Raw genomic sequence first — 25,491 nt, 5'->3', positions numbered from 1 at the left:
GCTCACGAATCCTTTTCAAGGGGGATACTGGATTTTTTCACATTTATTTTGATAAAAGGAATGGTTAGACACGAATACATATCATTACCTTCACATAAGCCTAGTAACTGGGTTTATCACCCAATAAAAAACGGAGCCACTTAGGCTCCGTTTGTCTATTCAGGCTTTCCACTTAGATTTCATCTATAGAGGAAAATCTCTGATTACGCTTCTGCTTTCTTTAGCTCAGCTTCTTCGTTTGTTTCAACGCCGATTTCGCCTTCAGACTTAGCAACGATAGTGTTAACCGCTGTATCACCTACTACGTTAGAAGAAGTACAGAACATATCGTTGATACGGTCTACCGCAGCAATGATAGCTAGACCTTCTGGTGGTAAACCTAGTTGGTGCAATAGAACACCTACCATTACAACACCACCACCAGGAACACCACCCGCACCGATAGACAGTAGCAAGATAGTTAGACCCAGAGTAAAGATGTCAGCCGTGTTGATTGGTTGACCGAATGCGTTTGCTACGAACATTGTCGCTAGTGCGATGTAGATAGAAACACCAGACATGTTCATTGTCGCACCCAGTGGTACACCGAAGCCTGCCACAGATCTTGATACACCAAGCTTTTCAGTTAGAGTGCGCATTGTTACTGGGATAGTCGCATTCGAACTTGCCGTCGATAGTGAGAAAAGGATTTGCTCACGAGTTGCACGTAGGAATTGCTTAGGCGTAATACCTGTCGCGATACCAACCATCATTGGGTAGAAGAAGAAAATCCAGAACACTAGCATCGCAACAACAAGCGCTACATAGCCAGCTACAGACATAAGTGTCTCAGCGTTCAGTGTCGCACCTAGTTGAATCATCAGAGCGAATACACCAAATGGCGCCAAGCTCATTACTAGGCCGATAAGCTTCATCATGATTTCGTTAGCCATCTTGAACGTTTTGATCGCTGGACCGCCACGTGAATCAAGAGCCTGAATAGCAAGACCAGTCAAAATTGCCATGAAGATGATCTGTAGCATGTCGCCGCTTGCAAACGCCTGAACTGGGTTGCTAGGAACGATGTTCACAACAAGAGAGAAGATATCTGGAGTTTCAGTTGTTGTTAGTTGAACTGTCTCAGATATCGTTCCGGCTAAATCTGCACCAGCACCCGGTTGGAAAATAAGGCCAACAGTTAGGGCTGCAGAAATCGCGATGATGGTGTTGATAATGTAAAGAGCAAAAGTTTTACCACCTAGGCGACCGAAAGAACGGATGTCTTTCAATTCAACAATTCCGCAAACGATAGATACGTATACCAGTGGAACAACCAATAGTTTGATCAAAGAGACAAACATACCACCGACACCTTCTGCTAGACCTAGCAGGTAAGTATCAAATACTGCAATACCGTTGAATAGGTACTGAATAGCAGTACCAATAAGTAGGCCGGCAAACAAGCCTACAAAAATCTTACTTGAGAGCGATTTATCCATCGTTCTTCTCCAGTTTGTTGTGTTTGAAATTTGTACTTTTATAGTTATATATGCGAGTTAAATCGCTATATCGCAGTGGATTTTACATACAAAGATAACAATTAAAAGCATTTATTTACAAAAACATTACAAGTGTGACATCAAAACATTTCTTCATTAACAACTGGTTTCATAATATAAAACTCTAAATCATTGTTCTGGGTAATATAAAAGGAACAACATTCTTAATGCGGTTTTGGTGACTATTTACGTGGGGTCTCAAGTTATAGGCACAAAAAAAGAGAGGCATATGCCTCTCTTTCCATTTTACGTAAACCAGTGATTTATTTTGTCGCCGCGACTACTCAGTCAATGCGCGACTCAATCACTTGGCAGCGTAACACGTCATTACTTAGCAACCATAACCATCGCAGGGCGAACCACACGACCGTTTAACTCGTAACCTTTTTGCATTACGAACATAACCGTGTTTGATTCGTGATCTGGGCTTTCTTGGATAGACATCGCTTGGTGGAATTCAGGGTTGAACACTTCACCTTCAGGGTTGATCTCTTTAAGACCAAACTTAGCTACGGTGTCTACGAATGTTTTGTGTGTTAGCTCAACACCTTCAAACAGTGGCTTAACCACTTCGTTTTCAGCGTCTGCAGCTTGCATTGCACGCTCTAGGTTGTCGATGACAGGAAGTAGACCTTCAGCAAACTTGTTCAAAGCGAATTTACGCGCTTTATCAATTTCTTGCTCGCTACGGCGACGCATGTTTTCAACTTCAGCTTTTGCGCGAAGAACAGAATCTTGCTGCTCTTTCACTTTAGATTCGCTAGAAAGTAGTGCAGCTTCTAGTTGAGCGATTTTTGCTTCTTGCTCATCAACAGACTCTTCATTTAGCTCAGCTTCTTCAACTTTCTCAGCTTCAGCAATGATTTGATCTAGCTCTTCTTCCGTTACTTTGTTTTCTTCGTTGCTCATGATCTCTCCAGAATTCGTTTTCAATGCAAGTGACAGGTGTGTTTGCACCCCAAATTGATATAAAACACTCGCATAGACGTTCAACTTGCCTTTATTATGGGGATGAAGAATTTTGATTCAAGCCTAATTCGTTTGGAAACGTTATGAAAAAGCCATTTGAAGTCATCGCCATTATTGGTAAACCTCGAGATCAGCAAGCAATTCAGACTCATAGAGAGCTCTATCAGTGGTTAAGTACTGAGGGTTATCAAGTGTTTGTGGATGACAGACTCGCTACAATTTTAGACGATATCCCACAAGAACATTTTTCTAGCCTAATTGAATTAGGTAAACGCGCCGATCTCGCCATTGTGGTGGGTGGTGACGGAAATATGCTCGGTGCCGCTAGAATCTTGTCACGTTTCGATATTTCAGTGATTGGCGTAAACCGAGGTAACCTAGGTTTCCTTACCGATCTTAATCCTGAAAACTTCCAGAGTGCGCTTACTGATGTACTCAAGGGTGAATTCATGGAAGAAGAGCGCTTCTTACTTGAAACTGAAATTCATCGTCATGGCCAAATAAAAAGCCACAACGCCGCACTCAACGAAGCAGTACTTCACCCCGGTCAAGTCGCACATATGATCGAGTTCGAAGTGTATATCGATGACAGCTTCGCCTTCTCACAGCGTTCTGATGGCTTGATCGTCTCAACACCGACAGGTTCAACCGCCTATTCGCTTTCTGGTGGTGGTCCTATCCTGTCATCAAGTTTAAATGCAATTTCATTAGTACCGATGTTCCCACACACCCTTTCAAGCCGCCCACTGGTAGTGGATGGAAAACGTCGTATCAAGCTGATCGTATCGCCTGATAACCGCGGAACTCAGGAAGTGAGCTGCGATGGTCAAATCTCGCTACCGGTTTCTCCTGGTGATGAGATCCACATTTACCAAAGCCCGAATGTACTCAAGCTGATCCACCCTAAAGACTACAACTACTACCATGTTCTACGTAACAAACTAGGCTGGTCGAGTAAGTTGTTCTAAAAGAATAAAAGCTCCAGAAGTAACCGAATTATGAAAGGCTGACGACGTTCGTCAGCCTTTTTTATTGCCCATAGAAAGCCCGTAGGCTCTCGCTTCTCTGCAATTCCGACAGGGAGGAACAACTGAGTTGGGAATCTACTGCGGTTTCAGTGATCTACAGACAACCTCAATTCTGAGATCTGTCGCAAAAAAATTTCACCCACCGACTTTACTGTATAAAGAAACAGTATATACTGAGCTTATATACAGTATTGTTCAGTTATACAGGTAAATAAAAATGCTGGCTCATCTAAGTGTTAATAATTTCGCTATTGTTAAGTCTTTACAGCTAGAACTCTCTAAAGGCATGACAACAATCACCGGAGAAACTGGTGCGGGTAAATCTATCGCTATCGACGCTTTAGGCTTGTGTCTTGGAGGAAGATCTGATGCAGGAATGGTTCGACAAGGTGAAGAAAAAACCGAAGTCAGTGCCGCTTTTTTACTTGAGAACAATCTGCATGCTACCCGCTGGTTAGAAGACAATGAACTGCTTGATGGCGGTGAATGCATCCTACGCAGAACCATCTCTAAAGAAGGTCGTTCTCGCGCATTCATCAACGGCAGTCCGGTGCCTCTTTCACAATTAAAATCGCTTGGACAGCTGTTGATCAACATTCATGGTCAACACGCGCACCATCAGTTGATGAAAAGCGATTACCAAATGGCCATGCTTGATCAATACGCAGGTCACTTGAACCTATTGAAATCGACACGTAATGCTTACCAAGCCTGGCGACAAGCCGATAACCACTTGAAAGAGTTACGTGAAAATAGCCAGCAAAACCAAGCTCAAAAACAACTTCTTGAATACCAAATCAAAGAGTTAAATGAGCTGTCTATTGGGGAGGAAGAATATGAAGACCTCGAACAAGAGCATAAGCGCCTCTCCAATAGCGGAGAACTGGCCACAACCTGCCAACAAGCTATCGAGCTTATTTATGAAGGTGAAGAAGTTAATGCGCTTGGTATTCTGCAATCGGCCAATAACTCCTTAATTCAGTTAGCGGAGCTAGATGAAAGATTGGCTGAGTTACCAAACTTATTGTCTGAAGCCATTATTCAGATTGAAGAAACCAACAACGAGTTAAGAACATACCTAGACAGCATTGATGTTGATCCCGGTCGTATGGCTTACGTTGAGGAGCGTTTCTCTAAAGTGATGTCGATGTCTCGTAAACACCACGTATTACCTGAAGAACTGTATAAGCACCATCAAGACTTACTACAACAAGTTGAAGCGCTTGATTGCTCTGATGAAAAATTGGAAGAATTGGCAAACGAGGTAGAAAACCAATACCAGTCGTTCATGGCTAAATCAGAGAAGCTTCATAAATCTCGAACTCGTTACGCAAAAGAACTCAACAAGCTGATCACGCAAAGCATGCATGAACTGAGCATGGAAAAAGCGCAGTTTGCCATTGAAGTAAACAACACCAACACACACCCTTCTCCATTAGGTATGGATAACGTGACCTTCATTGTTTCGACCAACCCAGGTCAACCAATGCAGCCCATTGCTAAAGTGGCTTCTGGGGGCGAGTTATCACGAATCTCACTAGCGATTCAGGTGATCACAGCGCAAAAAGTGGATACACCAAGCCTGATTTTCGATGAAGTCGATGTGGGTATCAGTGGACCAACCGCTGCGGTTGTCGGAAAAATGCTACGTAAGCTGGGCGAATCTACGCAAGTTATGTGTGTAACGCACTTACCTCAAGTGGCAGGTTGTGGACATCAACAACTGTTCGTTGCAAAGAACACGAAATCAGGTAAAACCGAGACTCAAATGCACACGCTTGATGAACAACAACGCGTTTCAGAGCTTGCTCGACTGCTTGGTGGCAGCCAAATTACCGAATCGACGCTTGCCAACGCAAAAGAGTTATTAATCGCAGCATAGGTTACATATTCAGCAACTTTCTGATAATTTACCGAAAATTCTTGGCAATTTTGCAACTTAATTCAAAATTGCCAGTCATAACAAGCTCAAAGCGCAAGGAGCTTTTTACTTCTTGCTGGAGCTTGTTTATTATCAGGCAGTATTTTAGCGAAGAAAGATCTCAAACTATGCGAATTAAAAAGTGGTTAGTTGCAGTTCCACTTGCACTAACAATGTTGACCGGTTGCTCTCTACTAGAGAAGTTGGTTTATCGAATTGACATCAATCAGGGTAACTATGTTGAACAAGAAGCTGTCGACCAGCTCAAGTTTGGCATGACAAAAACACAAGTTCGTTACGTTATGGGATCACCTATGCTTATCGAAAATGGCTATCCAGATACGTGGTACTACATTTACCACCACCAAAAAGGCCATAACGACCCTATCCAGAAAAACCTTGTCGTGAACTTTGATGCCACTGGCACTCTAGTAACGATCAATGGTGATTTTGAAGCCAGTGATGAGTTCTTCGAAAGCCTTCGCTAGCTTTCCAGTCGACAAGGTATGAATCGCAAAAGCCTGCTCACTTCACACGAGCAGGCTTTTTAATATCTGCTAACAAATTAGCTGCGTGTCTAACCAACAGGCACAAAAAAGCTCGCCAACATTGCGAGCTCTCTTCTTAGTCGAATTTTTTTAGCATTACGATTTAGCTGCGGCTGCTTTCGCTTGCTCAGCACGCTTACGGCGGATCTCTTTTGGGTCGGCCAATAGTGCTCGGTATATTTCGATACGATCTTTATCGCGAACCGTCGCATCTAGCTTAACGTTGCGGCTGAATACACCGACCTTGTTTTTTGCTAAATCGATCTCTGGGTACAATTCCAAAACGCCAGACTGCGCAATGATCTCTTCAACGGTCGCGTGCTTGTTTACTACTAAAGTAAACACACGCTGTTCATGCGGAAGTGCAAACACAACCTCTACGTGGATCATATCCGATTCAATAGTCATGGCTTAGTAGACCTGTTTCGCGCGTTGAGTAAAAGCACTGACCATATTACTCGTCAGCTCATTGAAAACCTTACCAAATGCCATTTCAATCATTCGGCTAGAGAATTCAAACTCTAACTTAAGCTCAACTTTACACGCTTGCTCATCGAGCGGAGTAAAATACCAACCGCCCTGTAGCTTTTTAAACGGGCCGTCCACCAGCTCCATCAAGATCTCAGCGCCATCCGCTAAGCGGTTCGATGTGGTAAATGTTTTACTGATACCCGCTTTAGAGACATCAACCGAAGCCACCATCGTTGAATCTGAAGATTCGATCACACGTGAACCAGAACACCCTGGCAAAAACTCGTGATAACGAGCAACATCATTGACCAAGCTGAACATCTGGTCGGCACTAAACGACACTAATGCTGAACGAGTAACCTTTGGCATATAGACTCCTGTTAAAGACAGCGTTACATTAACACAAACTGCAATTTTAATTGTATTGGGCCAGAGCGCAAATAAAAAGGATTCCCCAACTAGGGTGCAATCCGTATAATGAGGCCATTATGGCAAAGAATAAATCAAAATCAAAAGCCGGTAGTAATACCATTGCGCTTAATAAGAAAGCTCGCCACGAATATTTCATCGATGATGAGATAGAAGCGGGGCTTGAGCTACAAGGCTGGGAAGTAAAATCCCTACGTGAAGGCAAAACCAATATCGCAGAAAGCTACGTCTACATCAGAGACGGCGAAGCATTCATCAGTGGTATGACGATCACTCCGCTAACTCAAGCGAGTACTCATATCGTGGCGAACCCAACACGCATCCGTAAACTACTAATGTCGAGAAAAGAACTCGATAACCTTATCGGTCGTATTAACCGTGAAGGCATGACACTTGTCGCAACCGCGCTTTATTGGTCTCGCTCTTGGGCGAAGATTAAAGTTGGCGTAGCGAAAGGTAAAAAGCTGCACGATAAACGTACTGATATGAAAGAAAAAGATTGGGCGAGAGATAAAGCACGGATTATGAAGAGTAATTTGCGTTAATTTTAAGCACTTAAACGCACAGTGCTAGACAGGCAAAGCTTTTCTGGTACTATGCAAATAACACTTGGGGCTGATTTAGGATTCGACAGGAATTTTGAAGTCTGAGGTGCATGCCGTGGGGCGGTTGGCCACGTTAAAAGCCGCAAAAAAATAGTCGCAAACGACGAAAACTACGCACTAGCAGCTTAATAACCTGCTCAGAGCTCTCTTACCCTAGCTTCCGCTCGTAAGACGGGGACCAATAAGAGATCAAACCCAAACTAGCTAGCGCGGATTCTCCCACCTGAGAGGAAAAGCGCGAATAACAATTCAGGTTAGCCTTTAACTAGCGTGTCGGTTCGCAGGTTGCTGGTGAAATTAAAGATCGACTAAGCATGTAGTACCAATGATGAATGATTTTTGGACGCGGGTTCAACTCCCGCCAGCTCCACCAAACGTTTGGAAAGGGCCAACTCGAAAGAGTTGGCCCTTTTTTTTATGTCTCATTTGAGGATGTCTTTTTACATTAGTGAATGTACGCTCTATATGATTAGATTTTGTGCATTTTCTCTAAGCCACTCTTTATGCTCTTTATAGTCGGGCATGACTCGTTCAACTTCTTTCCAGAACTGTGGCGAATGGTCATGGTGAATTAGATGACAAAGCTCATGCACCACTACGTAATCAACAACCCTGTTGGGAGCCATAACAATCACCCAGTTAAATTCTAAATCACCGTAGGGGGTACAACTGCCCCATCTACTCTTAAACTCTTTAGTACGAACAACGCCCGTTTCAACGCCCACCAACGACTCGTAACGCCTTACCTTCTCACGAATCTTCTTATCAGCATGACGCTTATACCAATTCGTTAAAGCTCGGCGAATATAGTGCGTTTGTGTGGATGGATCGGGAACGGTGACCGTAATACGCCCATTAAGCAGTTTTGTAGGCGCTAAGTCGCCTTTAAGCACTTTTAAGCGATAATTCCGCCCTAAGTATGGCAATGACTCACCTGACACATACTCTCGCATTGTCGCAGGGCTGGTGGTTTGGTATTGCGCTATCTTTTCGACTATCCACTGATGTTTACTCGCTAAAAGCTTATCTATTTTGTCACGCTCCAGCAGCTTAGGGACAACGATGATCACTTCACCTTCATCAACTTTAATTGAAGCGGTTTTTCTGCGAGAGGTACGCTCCACCAGCACACTGTAGCCTTCAGTATGGATAAGCTCAGGCTCATGCTTGCTCGTAGCTTTTTGCTTATTCACTTATTAGCAAAACTTATGCTTAGCGAGATCCATAAAACGTTCTTGTAGTGCACTCACTAACGCTTTATCACCGAATGGCTGATCGAGCACAGCACGCTTAATCTCTTTCTTCATACGCTTCACTTCATCTTGCTTAGCGAAGAAATCAATAATCTCTGTTGCTTCACCCAGCATCGCGACTAAAGTTTGAGTTGTCTGCTTTATTGATTCATGAAGCGATTCATCAATCACATCGCCATCACTGACATGCGTAACTTCCGAGATAAGAATATTGTAGAAAGCAAATTCCGTTTCCGACAAACCCACATCTTGTGCTGCTTGCTGGTGGGCATTGCCAATATCGTCGGTCATCTCAAGCAGTAGTTCTAACTGAAGTGACCATTGACCTGCTGTTTTTTCAATGACATCACGCAGGCGTAAACTCAACGAACGGTAATATTCAGGGTCTTCATCGAGATTAATGGTAATGTGATGCTTAATTGCACTCTCAATCTCAGACGCTTTCGATTCATCCGACTTGGTTGGTTTTATCGTCTCTTTGAAGTTCGCCGCCAGTAAATCTACAGGGGGTATTTTCGGGTCTACTCCTGTACTAAGAATGTGCTCATCCACCAACTGGCGAACCTTTTCACCGATTTCACGCATATCTAAGCCAGCGTCTCGATACCGCGTTTTTGATGCGTTATGAACTTTGCCCAGTAACTTCATATCCGGAATGAAAGGGGCAGCACTGGCGTCAGGCAAAATCACGTTGAGTTGTTTGGCGAACAACTTAAAAGCAAGGTCGAACTGCGCACGAGTCGTTTCATCTTTTAGCGCCAACACGTAGTCATCAATATCGTCACTTTTGACATTATTGAAGAACGACATTGCTCTCGTGTGTTTCGCTTTTAGCTTAGGTATTTCATCTTTCAGGCTTTGGTATGTGCCTTCTACATCTTCGCTGCTGAACAAGTCTAACGCTTCAGTAAGATGAGTAGCTAACCCGTGATAATCCACCACATAGCCACAATTCTTACCTTTATAGGTACGGTTCACACGGGCAATAGCTTGCATCAGTGTGTGGTCTTGTAACTTACGGTCAATATACATGACTTGAGCAATAGGCGCATCGAACCCCGTTAACAGCATATCTTTCACAATAAGAAACGCCGTGTTATCAAACTTTTTGTTCTTCTCTTCAGTTCCCGCTCTATCAATACCAAATGGTTTCTTGAAATTAGCGATCACCTTCTTGTGATGTGCTTTGTCGGTGTATTGCGCCAAGTACTGCTTTTCATTCTGCATACCTGAGATGATCACCTCAGAAGGAGGCGCACCCAGCTCATCAAGCGTCTTTTTAAAAATAGCGGCAGCATGACGGCTACCCACCACTATCATCGCTTTAAAACCATCTGGGCGAATGTGTTCTTTATAGTGTTTAAGCAGATCTAAACATACCCAGCGAATACGAGCCGGCGCTTCACGTACTGCACGCTCCACTCCGTACTTTTTCTTTATTTCTCGTTGTTCGTCTTCGGTGTATTCACCAAAATACTCTTCAAACAGCTTATCAAGAGACTCTCCCGCCACTTCTGATTGCACTTCTCTGCCTTCATACAGCAAGCGTACGGTTGCACCATCTTCGACTGCTTCATTGATTTTGTATTCATCAATATAGCCACCAAACGCTTGACCCATCTTTTGCGTTTTAAGCAAAGGTGTCCCCGTAAAGCCTACTTTAGGCGCATTCGGTAGCGCGGCATTGATGGTCATGGCTAGCCCACCAAACTGAGTGCGATGAGCTTCATCAGCAAGAACGATTATTTTGTCACTCGGGTTTAAGTCTACAAAGCCTTCCGCTACTGACGATTGTTTCTCTTGCTCTTTTTCAAGATCGGAGAACTTTTGCACCATCGCAGTTACAAGATCAGAGCTGTCTTTCTTTAAGAGTTCTTTTAGCTCAGCCACAGAACCCGCGTTATAAACGGTTTCGCCTTGGGCATCACGGAAGGTATTGGAAAGCTGCTCATCCAGTTGTGTTCTATCGGTAATAAAGACCAATTTGTACTGCTGTAATTCTGGGTCACGGCGCATCTTCACCGCGAGCATAACCATAGTGAGTGATTTACCACTGCCTTGGGTATGCCAAACCACACCGCTTCTTTCTTTACGAGAAAGGGCTTTGCGATCTTTGCCTCCCTTCAAGCGTTCGATGACTTTATTCACCGCTCGATATTGCTGATAGCGAGCCACTTTCTTGATGATTTTCCCATCATCGGTTTCATAGATGATGAAGTTTTGCAGAATATCGAGGAAGTTGTCTAAGCTGAACATACCTGCTAGCAAACGTTGCTGAGCCGTCACATGAGTCAAAACCTCATAACTGGCTTTGGGTTCTGCTGCTTGCATAAGTTCGACTTGGCTTTCTATATTAGATTCACTAACAGCGTCATCATCTAATACATCATCAGGGTATTGAACCTCTACCGCAGAGCGAAACGTCACTACGTTATCTTGTAGCGACTGGTTCGCTAACGCTTCATCACTGAATGGGTAAGCGTCTTTCCAATCACCATAGTGCTGGCTGCTCGAGCTAATGGTGCCGACTTTGGCTTGGTCACGACAGGTAGAAACCATTAGTTGGTTATACCAAAATAGCTTCTCTGCCCCTTCACCGTCTTGCTGTTCACGCAAATCTGCATAACGGCGAAGCTGATCAATACCATGGCTCATTGGGTCTGAAATGTACGGCGATTTACACTCAATTACCGCAAGAGGGATGCCGTTCACAAAGCAGATAATATCGGGGATAATTTTCTGGTTAACCCCTTCCACTTTGAACTGGTTGGTGACTAGAAATTCGTTATTGGAAGGCGTATCGAAGTCGATAAGTTTAACGGTTTGCCCTTTGCGCCCTTTCCCTAGATCTTGCTCAACCGATAGGTAATTCACCATGGTTTGGTAGAAGGCGTGGTTGTACTCCATTAAGGCAGCAAAGCTAGGGTGAGTCACGTCCCTTGATACTTTGCGTAGGTTCTCGTCGCTTATCCAAGGGTTGATGCGTTTAATCGCCGCTTGTAAGCGCTTCACCAGTATTACGTCACGTAGATAGGCACGCTCTTGGTTTGAATGTTCTGGGGAAAGTGATTTACCTTGCACGTAAGTCCAACCGAGCTTCACCAGCTGAGCAATGGCGGGCGCTTCTACTTTATCGAATTCGTTGTTTTTCATATCATTCCTAGATAACGCTATGCGACGGGCTCTACCTGTTTGGTTTCTTCAAGGCGCTGTTGAATTCTCGCGGTTATCGCTTCAACACCTTCCTCTGTTAGTAGGCTCTCTAAAGGGACTTCAAAGCCATATTTTAAAAAGAGGTTGTCTTGCTCAATCTCAACGGAATCACAGTAGTTAGGGTAGCTGCCTGCCTCCCACTGTTGATAAAAATCGCCCTCTTTTTCAGCCACAGCTCGATAAATCGCTACCCTTAGAACACTTGCCGCTTCACTTACAGGAATTTTCAATTTTAATGCGTCTGGCTGTGCTTGATACTCTTTATCATTCACACCCGAGTCATTAATAACAATAAATTCAACAATGTAATCATTGAGCGTGACGGCGCCGTAGCTACTGAACTGCTTAAACACATAGCGCGTATTGGTGGCGGGTAATAAATCCCACTGCCACTTTTTAAACGGATTTTTCCCCGGCTTATCAAAACGAACAGGCTTCCAAAAATAGAATTCGGTATTAACGCTATGTGCTATTTGTTCAAGAGTCGGCAGTAAGCGCTGATAATAGGCCGCCAGCAAACGGTGGGCAGTTCTGACTTGGGTGAACAGATCTTCTGGTTGTGAGTTATTCATGGGTGTTCCTAGGCCAAACCGACAGGGTATCTAAACTGACGGGGGTAAAGTTATGATTGATAAGACGAGGTTCAGACTGAAATGCACAGGCAGAAACAAGCTCTTGCTTGATGCTATGATCAGAAAGTAATGAGTGTTGAAGTGACAATGCTTTAAAACCGTGACAGATAAGATCATGCCACTCAAAGCTATTCGTTTTTAACCCATACAAAGCTAATGCTTCTAGCATATCGGTAAGCACTCGTCTGTCTGTCGGGCTTATGCCATCCCCTTCCATTAACTTAACCAAGTTGTCGGCAACGGCTTGCCACTTAGTTGCACTAACTGTTTTAAGGCAATCATAGCATTCGTGAAGTAACTCAGCCCATTGGGTCGCGTTGCCTGTTTCAATTCGCCCAATCGCAAGAAAGTGTAGCGGTAGCTCGTTATGCTCATCCGACTGAATAAAAGAAGCCACCTCTCTTTGCCATTGGTCGTAATACTGATCGCCGCCTGCTGGTGGTTTTACTTCAACAATTAAATTGCACAGTTCAAAGCGGATCACCAAATCAGGTTCAACTTGGCGAGATTCACCGTCTTCTGTTAAAGCATACCTCGGCCAATAGTCGATAGATTGAAATACACCAAATTTCGCCTGAAAATCATCAGGCGACAGAGAAAAACAACTCGCTAGGATTTGAGTTTGAACATCATCAGATAGGTAAGCAAAGCGCTCAAAAAAGGTAGACGTGAGCAAATCTTCACGGGCTTTAAACACGCTTGCCCAGCGTACCGAGTCTTGCCCACCGTGCTCTATGCGCCCTGCTTTTCCGTGAAGAATTGCTTTTAGCATTAGCTGTCTACCTTGACTCGTTTCTTGCCTGTCAGGAGGTCTTGCATAAGGGCTTTTTTAGTATCTTTCTTCTTAATTAGCTTTTTCTCAAGCAGAGATACTTTGTTGTCTATGCTCTCAAATACCGCCCCAATTGCCTGCTGTTCTTCAATGCATGGTAATGCAATTTTTAGCTTTCTTATTGAACCTAAATTGATTCGTTTAAATGTAGAGCCAGCAGCTAAGAGCTCTACTTGCTCTTTAACTAAAGGCGAATTAATCATGTAAAAAAGAAAGATGGAATTACATTTTTTGGGACTTATAACACAAACGTCTTGCCCAATACAAAACTCCATTGAACGATTTACATATGCTCCAACACCATACGTTTGGTTTCGGCTGTATATGATATCCCCGATAGTAGGAGTATGATTTTCGTTTAAGTTATCAAAACCTGCCTTATCGGTTAAGGAGCATCCACGTAGTTCAAGAAAACCTTCTCGAATATTTCCCGGTTTAACAACAGGAAAACCGTTAGAAAAATATTTAGGCGTAGCATGTTTGCAATCAATGACTTTGGCTGCGCGATCTAACTCAACAACTTCCCACCCTTTCGGAACCCTACCCACTGGCGAGTCTTTGAACTCAGTATGCGGTTTACCATCCACACCGACACCACAGGTGAGAAGCTCTTGCATCATGCCTGTTTTTAGGTCTTTGAGCTTGTCGATTTTCGCCTGTGTTTTTTCAATCACCTCATCGACTGAGGTGAGGATAGCGGCGATTTTCTTTTGTTCTGGGAGTGGGGGGGACGGAACCGGAACTTTAGCAAGTTCTCCAAGATAAACTCCAGCTTGTGCAGTGGCATTTGCTCTCAGTTCTAGTTGATTCTGGAAAAAATCCGAACCGCAGAAATGAAAGATAAAATTCGGAGTAACTTTATTTTTGTCCGGTCGAATAACACCAACACTTCGTTGTATAGTGAATTTAGCCGAACCATCAACTAAAGCTCTTCTTCCTAGCGTTCCAACTACCGTTAAAAGTAAGTCATCCTTCTCAAGTTCATACTTAGAGTGGATTTTTGAATAATCAGCTTCACTCACTAGAGAATCATTAACATCCCACTTAATCTTGCCCGAAGCAGTTACATTCTTCGCACTTAATAATGGAATACCAGTGGGCGTTCTTTTATGTGTCCCATGAGTACCATCTTTAATAAATAACGAACATTCGGACAAATTGGATACATTCCAATCCTCAGTATCTAACACTAAAGTCAATGGACTATCACTCATAGCCCAACTCCTTCAAATACCCCTGCATTACCTGTTCGGCATCTGCTACTTGTTGGTCTAACTCATGCAGCGACACTTGGTACTTATCCCACCAGCGTTCTAGTTGAGTGATAACTTTCACATCAACATCACCAGCCTGTTTTTCGACAAGAGGACGGATCTGCTCTTTACTGGTTATGTTTAATTTAAAGGCGTAGTAGTCGTTGTCGGTTTTATCGAACACCAAAGAGATATCAAACCCTGCTAGGATTTCTTCTTCAATGTACTCATCTTCCACTTCACGCACTGGCACACCACCATGAAGAATAGCGCGTACATCAAAAATTTCTGCTGGTGGCGAGGTATCGGCATAACGGCGGATATTGAGGTTAAAATCGTTCTCGGCAATCTCTGAGAAGTTCACGACTTTTGCATAGCGTTTAATATCGCATTTGCTTTCAAACGAATGGTTTTCGAAGGTTTCGACAATCTTTGTAATATCTTGCTCGCGCAGTTTGTTCTGGTTTTTGCCCTCTTCAAACTCAAGCTCTGAGTTGATGAACAGGACCTTGCCCTTACGAGCTGCGGATTTGTTCTTATTGATGATAAGCAAACAAGCAGGAATGCCCGTGCCGTAGAACAAGCCCGATGGAAGACCGATCACCGCTTCTAATAAATCGTCTTCCAAAATACCTTGGCGAATCGCTTTTTCACTTGAACCACGGAATAGCACACCATGAGGCATAACCACACCGACCATACCTTCATTGTTGGTGCTAGCAATCATATGCTGAACAAAGGCCAAATCACCCGCATCTTTTGGCGGCGTACCATAAGGGAAACGACCAAAGCCATCACTATCACACTCGTCTTTACCCCACTTTTTCAGTGAGAACGGCGGGTTAGCGATTACGCGGTCAAAGCTCATAAGCTCGCCACCTTCGGTATGCTTAGGCTCACGCAATGTATCGCCTTTACGAATATCGGCACTTTGCACGCCATGTAAGAACATGTTCATCTTACAAATCGCCCACGTATTTAGGTTCATCTCTTGCCCAAATAGCGATAGGTTTGATGCGTTCTCACCATTTTTAGCAAGGTGGTTACGAGTTTGAACCAGCATACCGCCCGAACCTGTGGTTGGATCGTAAATACGCATCCCCGCATGAGGTTTTAACAGTGCCACCAGCAGTTGTACTACTTCACTTGGGGTATAGAACTCACCGCCCTTTTTACCTGCGCTGTCGGCAAACATCTTGATCAGGTATTCATAAGCGGTTCCCAGCATATCTGGGCGCTCAAAATCTTCGTTACGCAGACGGTGCTGGCTAAAGTGAGAAAGCAAGTCACGCAACTTAGCATCGGTCAGTTTGTTCTTAATGTTGAAGTCGATAGTGACCAACACGCCTTCAAGCGCTGAGTTGTGTTCTTCAATCGCTTCGGTTGCTTTGTTAAGGCTTTCACCGATGTTGTGCTTTAAGTCTTTCAGCGCAGACCAACGGGAACTTTCAGGCATGTAGAAGGTATCGTCGTACTCATCTTCATCATTTGCTAGCTCTTCAGCTTGTTCTTGGGTTTTACCTTTACCGAGGTAGTAGGCAATAACTTTCTCTTGTTCTTCTTCAAACGCATCCGACATGCGCTTTAGGAACATCATGCCAAAGATGTAGTCTTTAAATTCAGAGGCATCCATATTGCCACGAAGAATGTCAGCCGTTTCCCATAGGAAAGATTCAAGCTGCTGAAGAGAGAGTTTGTTGGTCATTTAGACATTGCCTTTGAAATGGGTATTAACATAGTCGATTAATTTTTTACCAACCAATGTATCGGAAGATGCTGGTGTACGGATGTAAAACTCAGTTTCATCGATGAAGCACGGGGTAGCAGACGTTTCGCAGTCTACTTCAATCACTGTTTTATTGTCGAATTCAATGAACTTAAAATGAATATTTTTATGGAAATTAGCGCCAACTCTGTTGTTAAACTTATCCTTAAAAAACTTTAAGAACGAATCCTCACTGCCTTTATGTATCTCATTGATTTCATCGTTAACACCGGAAATCGCACCTCTGTCAGTAACACCAATCAACAAAGTACCACCATGAGTATTCATAAAGGCTGATAGTGTTTTCAACACAGCCATTTCTTGCTTCAGCCAGTTCTTCTTATTTTTATAGTCTCCACCTTCTTTAAACATTTTTATATTCAAAGAAAATGACCGTTTAAATTCCAGCCGCTCAGACTCCCCTAATTTTATTTTTGCTCTGACCCGCTCAGAGTCACTTAAAAGGGAAAGGCTTTCTAAAAGTTTATCGGCTTGCTGCCTAACGTTCTGAAATCCAACTGGGTTAACCGTTAGTTCAGATACATATTCACTAATAAACTTCTTTAATTGATTTAGTTTATTTTGAGTTTCAACTATCTCTTTCTGCAATTCTAAAGGTGGTAAGGGAAACTGAACCTCCCTTAAAGTCGCCACACTTAATGCAGGCAAGTATGTCCCAATTGGTAATTTCTTTAAGATAAGTCGTCCCAACTCAGAGGAGAAGAAAAGCTCAAAATACTCGGCTAGAGCTTCATCCGGATTGAGCTCGACCTGTAAATATGACGAATGTGTCTGGACATCACTAATTTCTGAAACGACACTCTTACTCAATGACCTAGGAAAATAGACCTTGTTCTCTCTATATGGATGAAGCTTTCCCGCACCAACACTAGTTATTCCCTTAACTACATCTCGGTTATTGAACCTTACATGCTTGAAGTTAGAATGACTCTCAATGAGGCTTTCCAGCCGCTTTCCGTCTTCTGAATCATCAATATAAAGTCTAATTGTTAATCGACAATATTTGTCTTTCAAAATCTCATCAACAGTTACAATACGACTAAATGACCCTATAGATTCAAAATCACCATACGCTTTTAGAATTTTCTCACTGTCTTCACCTCTAAGCTCCATCATCCATTTATTAGATTTAAACCCATTTGATGCATCAACAAAAAGAACCTTCCCTCGTTGTTTCCTACCTTTACATTTATTTAATATGAGAAGGCATGTAGGTATACCTGTACCATAGAAAATCCCCGCCGGTAATCCTATAACTGCTTCAATTACGTCGTCTTCTAGCATACCTCGTCGAATATCTAACTCACTTTTGCCTGCTCGGTGTAAAGGGCCATGAGGTAAAACTACTACAGCACGTCCACTTTCGTTCATAGTAGCCAAGGTATGCTGAATAAAAGCAAAATCACCGGAGTTTCTTGGGGGAATACCGTATTTAAATCGTCCAAAAGTATCATTGCTAAGCTCATCACCTCCCCACTCTTTCAATGAGAATGGAGGATGCGATATAACACGATCAAAAGTTATCAATCTATTTGCTTCAGTATGCTTGGGGTTACGAAGAGTATCTCCATGACGAATATCTACATTACTTTCCCCTTGTAAAAACATGTTCATTCTACATATTGTCCAAGTACCCTGATTAACCTCCTGCCCATACAGGGATAAATTTACATCTTTTCCAATATCTTTTAGATAGTTACGAGATTGAACCAGCATACCTCCAGCTCCAACTGTTGGGTCATAAACACTCATACCCGAACTAGGTTCAAGCAAGCTAACCATTAGCTTTACTACCTCTCGTGGAGTATAAAAACCACTACCTTTTCTACCCGCACTATCTGCGAACATTTTAATTAAATATTCATAGGCTTTACCAAGAATATCAGGGCATTCGAAGTCTTCATCGAGTAAGCGACACTTACTAAAATGCAAAACCAAGTCTCTTAACTGAGCATTGGAAAGTCGCGTTTTTTTGCCGAAGTCTATGCTAGTCAGTACATTTTTGAGTTCTGAGTTATGCTCTTCAATCGCCAGCATTGATCTATCTAAACTTTGACCAATCTCTTCCTTTACATTTGTTAACGCAGACCAATTTGCATTCTCAGGAACAAAGAAGGTATTCACATACTCACTTCTATTTCTAGCTAGCTCTTTTGCTTGTTCCTTTGTTCTACCGTTATCGATGTAATGCTGAATAACTTTCTGTTTCTTATCTTCAAATACATCTGACAACCGCTTTAAAAACAGCATGCCTAATATATTCTCTCTATAGTCAGCGGCATCCAGAGAACCACGAAGAATATCAGTACTTTCCCATAGGAAAGATTCTAGTTGCTGGAGAGATAGTGTTTGAGGCATGTGGGTTACCAAGTAAAGCTGTACATACTGGAACAAGCTCGCATGTAAGCGAATAAATATTGGTGAGAATTTTACGGATATGTGATTGACGGAGCAATCAACTTAGATTGATTATGAGAATGAGCAATGCATATGCCACAAAAAACATAACAGTAAAATACAAAATTCATAACACGTAAGGACTTAACTAATGTCAAATGTCAAAAGTAGTTTAAATATCGGCCTACTCGATAATGGTTCTCACTCCCTAACTCGCGGGTATGAAATATGGAAGGAATGGGAAAAAACAGATAATCCTTGGCTCTTAAAGGAAGCAGTGATTTGGGTGCACCATGGCATAGAGCTACTTTTGAAGCAGTTGTTAGTACAATCAAATGAATTTTTAGTCTTCCAAAACGTCAACAAAGCAGTCGAAAGATTAAGCTCTCTTAGAAAGAGAAAAGGCATGGCAGAGGCAGCGCTGTTAGATTTATTCGATCATGATGAAGGAGTAATGTCTGTTGGTTTCAAAGACGTAATAAAAAGGGCAACGAAAGAATTAAAACTCAATGAACTTTCTGAAAAAGAACCCCTACGAATTCTAATAGATGACTTATCAAAATATAGAAATAAAATAGTTCACTTCTCTATAGAAATTAACGTCACCCAAGTTTCCACATTACTCTATGACATCCTAGATCCCTTATTAGCCTTGCTCTCTAGAGAGGTCATGGATGAAAATTTCAAAAAGAAAGTCCTCCCTGAAATCATAAGATCAGCGAAACCAATACATTCTTACGTTGAGCGAAACCGTGATAAAATTGTACAACATGCGCTAAAGGTCACGCATGATTCAGTTGCTAATAATCACCTATCGAAAGTGGGTATAGTTGAGCAAGTGACAGGAAGTGGTTTGTCTAACTCTCTAGTAGACTATATTTTAGCTATAACTAAACACACAGACCTTTATTCTCTACCTATCTTAATCATAGTGGACCGAGCAGATATTGCATATCAACTAAATTCATTAATCACTGAAAATTTCCAAACCAACCTCCAAGTAGGTAATTCAATTAATGAGTATGAGCTCACTTTAAAAAGCGGCGACTGCAATATTACGATTACCACTATTCAAAATATAATTTCCAAAAATCTCAAAATCAGTGATGAACTTTTATTGGTTGGGTTTCAATTATCTAGGATACCAGAACTTTTTGAATCCCTGCTTCCCAATTCAACTCGCATTCTATTCACAAGTTTAGCTACTGAACGAGCAATAGAGTTTTATGGCGAAGTAATTGGTAAGTATTCCTACTATCAAGCTATTGAAGACCATGTGCTTGTTCCTTTAAATTTGGAAAAACAGACTTCGCTCTTCGACTCTGTACAATTGATACAGCCCCTATTTCGCTCGTTTGAAACCGCGACTGTCCCAACGAGTGGACACCTCCAAGCCATAGCAGAACAAATAATTCGACATACAGAATCACAAGTATACTTGCGAAAAGCTATTGTCCTAGTTCGAGATATAAACTCTGCAGAGATACTACTAAACTTGATTTACCAGATAAGGCCTAAATGGGGTGGAATTGAATCTTCAAATAATACAGTTAACACAATATCCACTAAAAAGACTCCACAAGATAGGGAGACAATTATCCTACAATTCCAAGATAATCAGTCACCTCTTTCAATACTGATAGGAACAAGTGCTTTTCTAATCGATAATGAAAGACTTCAAGTTGATACCGCCTATGTTACTAGCCCAGTGTCACTCGATTTAAGATATAAGTTAGTTGCCCAAGTTAGCAGGCCACACAAAGAGAATGTTACAGGACAAATTGTAGATTTTGTTGATTCAGACTGGTCATTAGAGCCGTGAATTAGGACTAATAACTTTATTTGAAAACTTTATCTCACTTCTCTAGCAACGATTTTTTGTACCAAGAGAAGTACTAAAAAAAAAACAATCAGATAAAACATTAAATACCAAACAGTTAGCATGCAAAGTCAGATGACGCCAGCTCCACCAAACGTTTGGAAAGGGCCAACTCGAAAGAGTTGGCCCTTTTTGTATTTTATAATCATCAATTATGCTATCGGTACTAAACGCGCTACCTTTCACTCACAGGGTGACGCACGGTGTAAAGTGCTTTTGATTCCCATGACTTTAGTTTCGAACCATCTCATGCGCTTCAAAGTCAGTATTTCCAATTAACTTTTGTGTGGCATATTTGATCTACTTACGTGTAACCATCGCCTCACCTTACCCGCATGGATAATCGCCAATCGCAGAAAAACTTAGCGACAAGTCTTATAAAGGCTGGTATCCACCTTCTTGCAATACCTCTTTAAGCTAAAGGCTTTGATTATCCCCTGCAAGGTATAAAGTTATATATATCCCTTTGTTGGGATAGCACGGCCAATATCCTCTAATGGGGATCAAACCTCATAATATGAAGTGACAACTTGTGATTTATAGCCCACAACAATTAGCCAGTACTTTATTGCTAATACGCAAAAAAATAAGTGGACTCAGTTCGAAGTGACAAAGAGAGTCGGCATAAAACAAGCTACCATTTCTAACTTTGAAACTAGACCAGATAAAGCCACGCTCTCTACCATGTTTAAAATCATTCAAGCCTTAGATCTGACAGTAAAGGTTGAAACAAGAAGTGAGAGCAAGACAATGTTGTAATGCCTTTGTATTACACACAATACTTGAACGACCACCTTAAGGTTCCGATAGAGAGTTAGCCATACTTTAGGTATCTCAAAGCCCCATGGCTTTGAGTTTTCTATTGTTCTTTCATTAGATAAAGTAAATCACATTAGACTTTTAATAAGATCGCCAAGTTTGTAACCATAAAAGCTCACTATGGTAGACTTTTATGTGATAACTCAATGTATCCACTATAAAAGTGAACTTTAATAGACTTTTATTTAAAATCTACGTATAAATAACTTAAAAGTCTACTAAGGCATACTTTATTGCATCATGCTATATGGAGGTTCTATGGTTAAGAAAGTAAAAGCAACTGAGTCACCAGATCTAAGCCAGGTGTTCACACCATCACTACTTGGTGAGGCGATCAAAGCAAAAAGAACTCAAAGTAAAATCACTCAGCAAGATGCAGCATTGCTTTCTGGTGTTTCAAAACAAACCTACATAAAAATTGAACAAGGCAGCTCCGATATTAAACTAACCTCTTTAATGAAAGTTGTGTCTGCTCTAGGAATAAAGATATCGATACAACCATGGCAAGACTTAGATGCTTCAGTCTCATCACAGGAGAAAGGTAATGATGTCTGGGTCTAATCAATACATCCTCGATATAGTCTATAGCCAGCAAGTCATAGGCAAACTATCACTGAGTAAAGAAAGTGATGCTCTATCTGTAATCTACAAGCAAGATTGGATTGATAATGGGTTTCCCATATCGCCACACCTTCCATTTAACTCTGATATACCATCAGTCAATATCAGGAGGTTCTTACAGAATTTGCTCCCTGAAAATAAAGGGTTAGATTATTTGATCGACTTTCTTGGCGTATCACGTTCAAACGTATTTGCACAAGTTGGTGGTATTGGAACAGATACATCAGGTGCAATGATGTTCTTATCTGAAGGTGTTTCTCCCGTTCAAACTGAAACCTCTTTCAACCCAATCAACGATAGTGAATTAATTAAGAAACTATCTGACCCTGAGCTTGGGTATTTAGAAATATGGGAAGGAAAACCAAGACTATCAGTAGCGGGGGTTCAATCTAAGCTAAACGTTTTATCTATCGATGGAAACTTAGGGTTTGGAGAGGGTGAACTATGCTCAACTCACATTGTGAAGTTCGAAAAAAATGACCAACAACACCTTGTCATAAATGAATTTGTGACGATGAAGTTAGCGAAGCTAGTTGAACTAGATGTTGCTGATGTTGAGTTGCGGTATTTTGACCAATTTCCAGCCTTAATTGTAGAGAGATTTGATCGAAAGCTATTTAGCTCAACAAGTGTGAAACGAAGGCATATGATCGATGCCTGTCAAGCTAGTAACCTAGGTGTCGATAGAAAGTATGAACGAAACTTAGGTAAACAAAGAGATGTCAGTCATATTCGTGATGGTGTCAGCTTCACCCGACTTTTTTCGGTAACAGAGCAATGTGAAAACCCATTAGCGGCAAAACTAGCGATCCTAAAGTGGGCAATGTTCAATCTCTGCATTTATAACGCAGATGCACATGGCAAAAACTTCAGTTTCTTTGTCCAAAAATCGGGCTTAACACCAACGCCACTTTACGATCTAGTCAATGTAAGGATGTACCCTGAATTTGAGCAGGATCTTGCGATGGCAATTGGGGATGAATTTGACTCAGATTCTATTAATGCCTACCAACTTGTAGAGTTTGCTGACGATTGTGGTATTTCACCAAAATTGCTTCAACAGAGCCTAGTAAAGATCGCAAATGACATTATAAACAACATTGATGATGCTATATCTCTCGTCACTCCTACTTCTGATTCACAATTACCTTATTTAAACCGATACCGTGAAATCGTTGTGGCTAGATGTAAGCACTTCCTTAAACAATCACCACTCATCACTGAAATTGAGCTTTAACTTATAGATAAGCTATCTAATCAGAATATAGAAAGCACAAAGAGCAAAAGCTCTTTGTGTTACCTACTTGATAATTAACGCAGCCAGTTCAGTTACTGATGAGGAAGTTGAACCGATAGAAATTAGATAAATTTAGGTGTTACTCCATATCGCCCAGTAAGTAATCTTCATCGCTACTCACTACTGCGCCGTGCTTTAAGAAGTTTTTACCTAGAATCATGCTGTATTCAAAGCGAGAGCGATCTTGAAGGTTTACCCTCACCTCTTTCTCTAAGTCACCCAACTTAACCTTCATTTCTACCACAGGGCGAATGTTCACCTTCTCGCCTTTTTTGGCTTTAATACGCATCACATCAATCACTGGCTTAGTGAACTCTTGCTTATCGCCTTGGTTGTTTTGATAGGTAAAGCTCACCATGTCTTGGCCATCTTTCTTAAATCGTTTGATGTTGACTGCGTTCATTGAGCTTACATCTGCGCCAGTATCCAACTTGGCCGGGAACTTCATGCCGTTGACTTCAACAACTTCTATATGCCCAACTTTAAACAAAGGTTCCGATTTCAAAAGATAATCAGATCGAGTATTCACATATACCCCATCTTTCGCCATCTTCTTACCTAGAATGAAGTACGCTTCTTTTTCATTGCTGTTAAGCACATCGATAGCAAACTCTTGTTGGCGAACTTTACCAGCTCCCAAAAACTCACCACTTACAACCGGGCGAGTATCATCACCGACCTTAAGCTTCTTAATAATTGGCTTTGTTATCTTCTGCTTCTCACCATTTACATCTGTAAGATAAAATTCAACGGAAGCCTCTTTGCCTTTACCTGTCATTTCAAAACTGTCGACCTTCAACAAAGGCGTGTTGACAGTAAATGAAGCAACAGCCTTCATAGGGAAACCATCTAATGTGATATCTTCTTCCGGTGAGATAATCAGTGGCTCAGTCTTTTTCGTGACCTCACTGAAATTCTCAGATCCTTCTGAAAGAATATTCTCAGCACTGGTGTCAATCATAAAAAGCTCGCTTGCTGTATCAGTGCCCAATCTGAGCTGTGAGCTGCTATTCGAACGGTCGCGCAGGTACACCAGAACGTCTTTGGTTGTGTTTTCATCGAGTTGAACCGGCACATACACCAAAGGTCTTTTTTTACCACCTACACTTAACATACGAACTAATGGCAGTGTCATCTCTTTCTGCTTACCATCGTTGTCGAACATATCAAACGTCACTTCACTGTTCTTCTTATCTACATCGATGTCTTTCGCATGAAGAATGCTGTAGCGATTTTTTAATGAGAAGGTCGCGTTCATCGCCATTCCCGAGATAGACATCACCTCTTTTCGGCCAACAACCGTCGCGTTTTCCTGCTCCTGCAAATAGTCGTAACCAGCAAACACCAGTGCGTTATCCGCAAGGAAGGTTTTGCCGATCAATACTGGCGCAGAGAAGTGGCTTCTGTCGGTCAGGTTAACGTCTGTTTTTAACTCTTGATCCGCAATGGTGAGCGACATTTTGACGGTAGGACGAAGCAAAGGCGTGCTGCTGGTGCGGCTGCGTATTATGCTGACACGCTCTAAAGGTGCTTCGATTAATACCATGTCACCCGTGCGTGGGTTTTGAACCTTGAAAGAGACCACAGCTTCATATTTCGCAAAGGTTCTGCCATCCCAATCATCGTAATCAACATCAGAATTGTTCAACAGGTCTTCGGTTAACGCCGCCATCAACTCTTTGTCTTTGAGATTTTGGTAATCGGGATTAGAGCTCTTCACATGAATGTCTTCCGCATGCATAGAAGTGGTTTCCGCACCGGTATCAATTTTACCAATGAAAGGAACGTCTTTTAGCCCTTGAACGCTAGATAGGTACACGTTCTCAGTGCGACCTAATACCGACTTACCATCGAGTTCGTAAGTCGGGTTTTGAGTGGTGTGTGAAGTGTCTGTAGCCAAAGAATATTGTGTAAAAAGTAGAGTGCTTAAAAGAGTTAGAGCCAAAGGTATCTTTTTCATTAGTTGGTCCGTTGTGATCAGTTCACTAATAATACTGGCG

20 protein-coding genes and 1 other RNA gene are annotated in these 25,491 nt (G+C 42.0%); 9 read left to right on the top strand and 12 right to left on the bottom strand.

The window, feature by feature from the left end; translation table 11 throughout:
• Positions 1-203: 203 nt before the first annotated feature.
• On the bottom strand, positions 204-1,478 hold the full coding sequence (locus MED222_RS03565; RefSeq protein ID WP_009848330.1) for a dicarboxylate/amino acid:cation symporter: 1,275 nt from the start codon (positions 1,476-1,478) through the stop codon (positions 204-206).
• 387 nt (positions 1,479-1,865) lie between these two features.
• Positions 1,866-2,447, bottom strand: coding sequence for a nucleotide exchange factor GrpE (gene grpE, locus MED222_RS03570; protein ID WP_009848329.1), 582 nt, complete (start codon positions 2,445-2,447; stop codon positions 1,866-1,868).
• 143 nt (positions 2,448-2,590) lie between these two features.
• Between grpE and nadK the strand changes: the two genes are divergently transcribed.
• From nadK to bamE, 3 genes are all read left to right on the top strand, one after another.
• The gene (nadK, locus tag MED222_RS03575; protein ID WP_009848328.1) at positions 2,591-3,475 is read left to right on the top strand and encodes an NAD(+) kinase; all 885 of its coding nucleotides are present in this window, start codon (positions 2,591-2,593) and stop codon (positions 3,473-3,475) included.
• Between the two features lie 277 nt (positions 3,476-3,752).
• Positions 3,753-5,417 carry a DNA repair protein RecN gene (gene recN, locus MED222_RS03580; RefSeq protein ID WP_009848327.1) on the top strand — a complete coding sequence of 555 codons (1,665 nt, stop codon included), beginning with the start codon at positions 3,753-3,755 and terminating at the stop codon, positions 5,415-5,417.
• Positions 5,418-5,584: 167 nt separating this feature from the next.
• The gene (gene bamE / locus MED222_RS03585) at positions 5,585-5,944 is read left to right on the top strand and encodes an outer membrane protein assembly factor BamE (protein WP_009848326.1); all 360 of its coding nucleotides are present in this window, start codon (positions 5,585-5,587) and stop codon (positions 5,942-5,944) included.
• Between the two features lie 156 nt (positions 5,945-6,100).
• Here the strand turns inward: bamE and MED222_RS03590 are convergent, their stop codons facing one another.
• Positions 6,101-6,412: an RnfH family protein gene (locus tag MED222_RS03590; RefSeq protein ID WP_009848325.1), complete on the bottom strand. Its 312-nt coding sequence runs from the start codon at positions 6,410-6,412 to the stop codon at positions 6,101-6,103.
• Between the two features lie 3 nt (positions 6,413-6,415).
• Positions 6,416-6,844 carry an SRPBCC family protein gene (locus tag MED222_RS03595; protein ID WP_004735157.1) on the bottom strand — a complete coding sequence of 143 codons (429 nt, stop codon included), beginning with the start codon at positions 6,842-6,844 and terminating at the stop codon, positions 6,416-6,418.
• A 119-nt stretch (positions 6,845-6,963) separates the two neighbouring features.
• On the opposite strand from MED222_RS03595, the gene smpB reads away from it, so the two are divergent.
• Positions 6,964-7,449, top strand: a complete 486-nt coding sequence (gene smpB, locus MED222_RS03600) for an SsrA-binding protein SmpB (RefSeq protein WP_004735156.1) — start codon at positions 6,964-6,966, stop codon at positions 7,447-7,449.
• A gap of 66 nt (positions 7,450-7,515) precedes the next feature.
• Positions 7,516-7,882: a transfer-messenger RNA gene (gene ssrA / locus MED222_RS22120) on the top strand.
• A gap of 88 nt (positions 7,883-7,970) precedes the next feature.
• On the opposite strand, the gene MED222_RS03605 is transcribed toward ssrA, so the two are convergent.
• The 7 genes from MED222_RS03605 to MED222_RS21680 are packed head-to-tail and all read right to left on the bottom strand — an operon-like array spanning position 7,971 to position 18,836.
• Positions 7,971-8,702: a M48 family metallopeptidase gene (locus MED222_RS03605; protein ID WP_009848324.1), complete on the bottom strand. Its 732-nt coding sequence runs from the start codon at positions 8,700-8,702 to the stop codon at positions 7,971-7,973.
• A gap of 3 nt (positions 8,703-8,705) precedes the next feature.
• A complete protein-coding gene (locus MED222_RS03610) occupies positions 8,706-11,915 on the bottom strand; it encodes a type I restriction endonuclease subunit R (protein WP_009848323.1) in 3,210 nt (1,069 codons plus the stop codon).
• A gap of 17 nt (positions 11,916-11,932) precedes the next feature.
• Positions 11,933-12,547, bottom strand: coding sequence for a hypothetical protein (locus MED222_RS03615; RefSeq protein ID WP_009848322.1), 615 nt, complete (start codon positions 12,545-12,547; stop codon positions 11,933-11,935).
• Positions 12,540-13,379, bottom strand: a complete 840-nt coding sequence (locus MED222_RS21685; RefSeq protein WP_009848321.1) for a hypothetical protein — start codon at positions 13,377-13,379, stop codon at positions 12,540-12,542. Before MED222_RS21685 ends, MED222_RS03615 begins: the two co-directional genes overlap by 8 nt.
• Positions 13,379-14,653: a restriction endonuclease subunit S gene (locus MED222_RS03620; RefSeq protein ID WP_009848320.1), complete on the bottom strand. Its 1,275-nt coding sequence runs from the start codon at positions 14,651-14,653 to the stop codon at positions 13,379-13,381. The genes MED222_RS21685 and MED222_RS03620 overlap by 1 nt, the downstream gene beginning before the upstream one ends.
• Positions 14,646-16,397, bottom strand: coding sequence for a type I restriction-modification system subunit M (locus tag MED222_RS03625; protein WP_009848319.1), 1,752 nt, complete (start codon positions 16,395-16,397; stop codon positions 14,646-14,648). Before MED222_RS03625 ends, MED222_RS03620 begins: the two co-directional genes overlap by 8 nt.
• Positions 16,398-18,836: an N-6 DNA methylase gene (locus MED222_RS21680; protein WP_009848318.1), complete on the bottom strand. Its 2,439-nt coding sequence runs from the start codon at positions 18,834-18,836 to the stop codon at positions 16,398-16,400.
• Positions 18,837-19,026: 190 nt separating this feature from the next.
• Between MED222_RS21680 and MED222_RS03630 the strand changes: the two genes are divergently transcribed.
• The 4 genes from MED222_RS03630 (at position 19,027) to MED222_RS03640 (ending at position 23,431) form a co-directional block, all read left to right on the top strand.
• A complete protein-coding gene (locus MED222_RS03630; RefSeq protein ID WP_009848317.1) occupies positions 19,027-20,697 on the top strand; it encodes a DEAD/DEAH box helicase family protein in 1,671 nt (556 codons plus the stop codon).
• Positions 20,698-21,360: 663 nt separating this feature from the next.
• Positions 21,361-21,513 carry a helix-turn-helix domain-containing protein gene (locus MED222_RS22115; protein ID WP_442852149.1) on the top strand — a complete coding sequence of 51 codons (153 nt, stop codon included), beginning with the start codon at positions 21,361-21,363 and terminating at the stop codon, positions 21,511-21,513.
• A 318-nt stretch (positions 21,514-21,831) separates the two neighbouring features.
• Entirely contained in the window at positions 21,832-22,134 is a 303-nt protein-coding gene (locus tag MED222_RS03635) for a helix-turn-helix transcriptional regulator (protein ID WP_009848316.1), read from the top strand.
• A complete protein-coding gene (locus MED222_RS03640) occupies positions 22,118-23,431 on the top strand; it encodes a HipA domain-containing protein (protein WP_009848315.1) in 1,314 nt (437 codons plus the stop codon). Before MED222_RS03635 ends, MED222_RS03640 begins: the two co-directional genes overlap by 17 nt.
• Before the next feature lie 139 nt (positions 23,432-23,570).
• On the opposite strand, the gene MED222_RS03645 is transcribed toward MED222_RS03640, so the two are convergent.
• Complete coding sequence (locus MED222_RS03645; RefSeq protein WP_009848314.1) at positions 23,571-25,451, bottom strand: ATP-dependent zinc protease family protein; 1,881 nt, start codon at positions 25,449-25,451, stop codon at positions 23,571-23,573.
• Positions 25,452-25,491: the final 40 nt, after the last annotated feature.

The organism is Vibrio sp. MED222, from assembly GCF_000153005.1.
GTDB classification, from domain to species: domain Bacteria; phylum Pseudomonadota; class Gammaproteobacteria; order Enterobacterales; family Vibrionaceae; genus Vibrio; species Vibrio tasmaniensis_A.
This window is presented reverse-complemented; position numbering and strand designations above follow the sequence as displayed.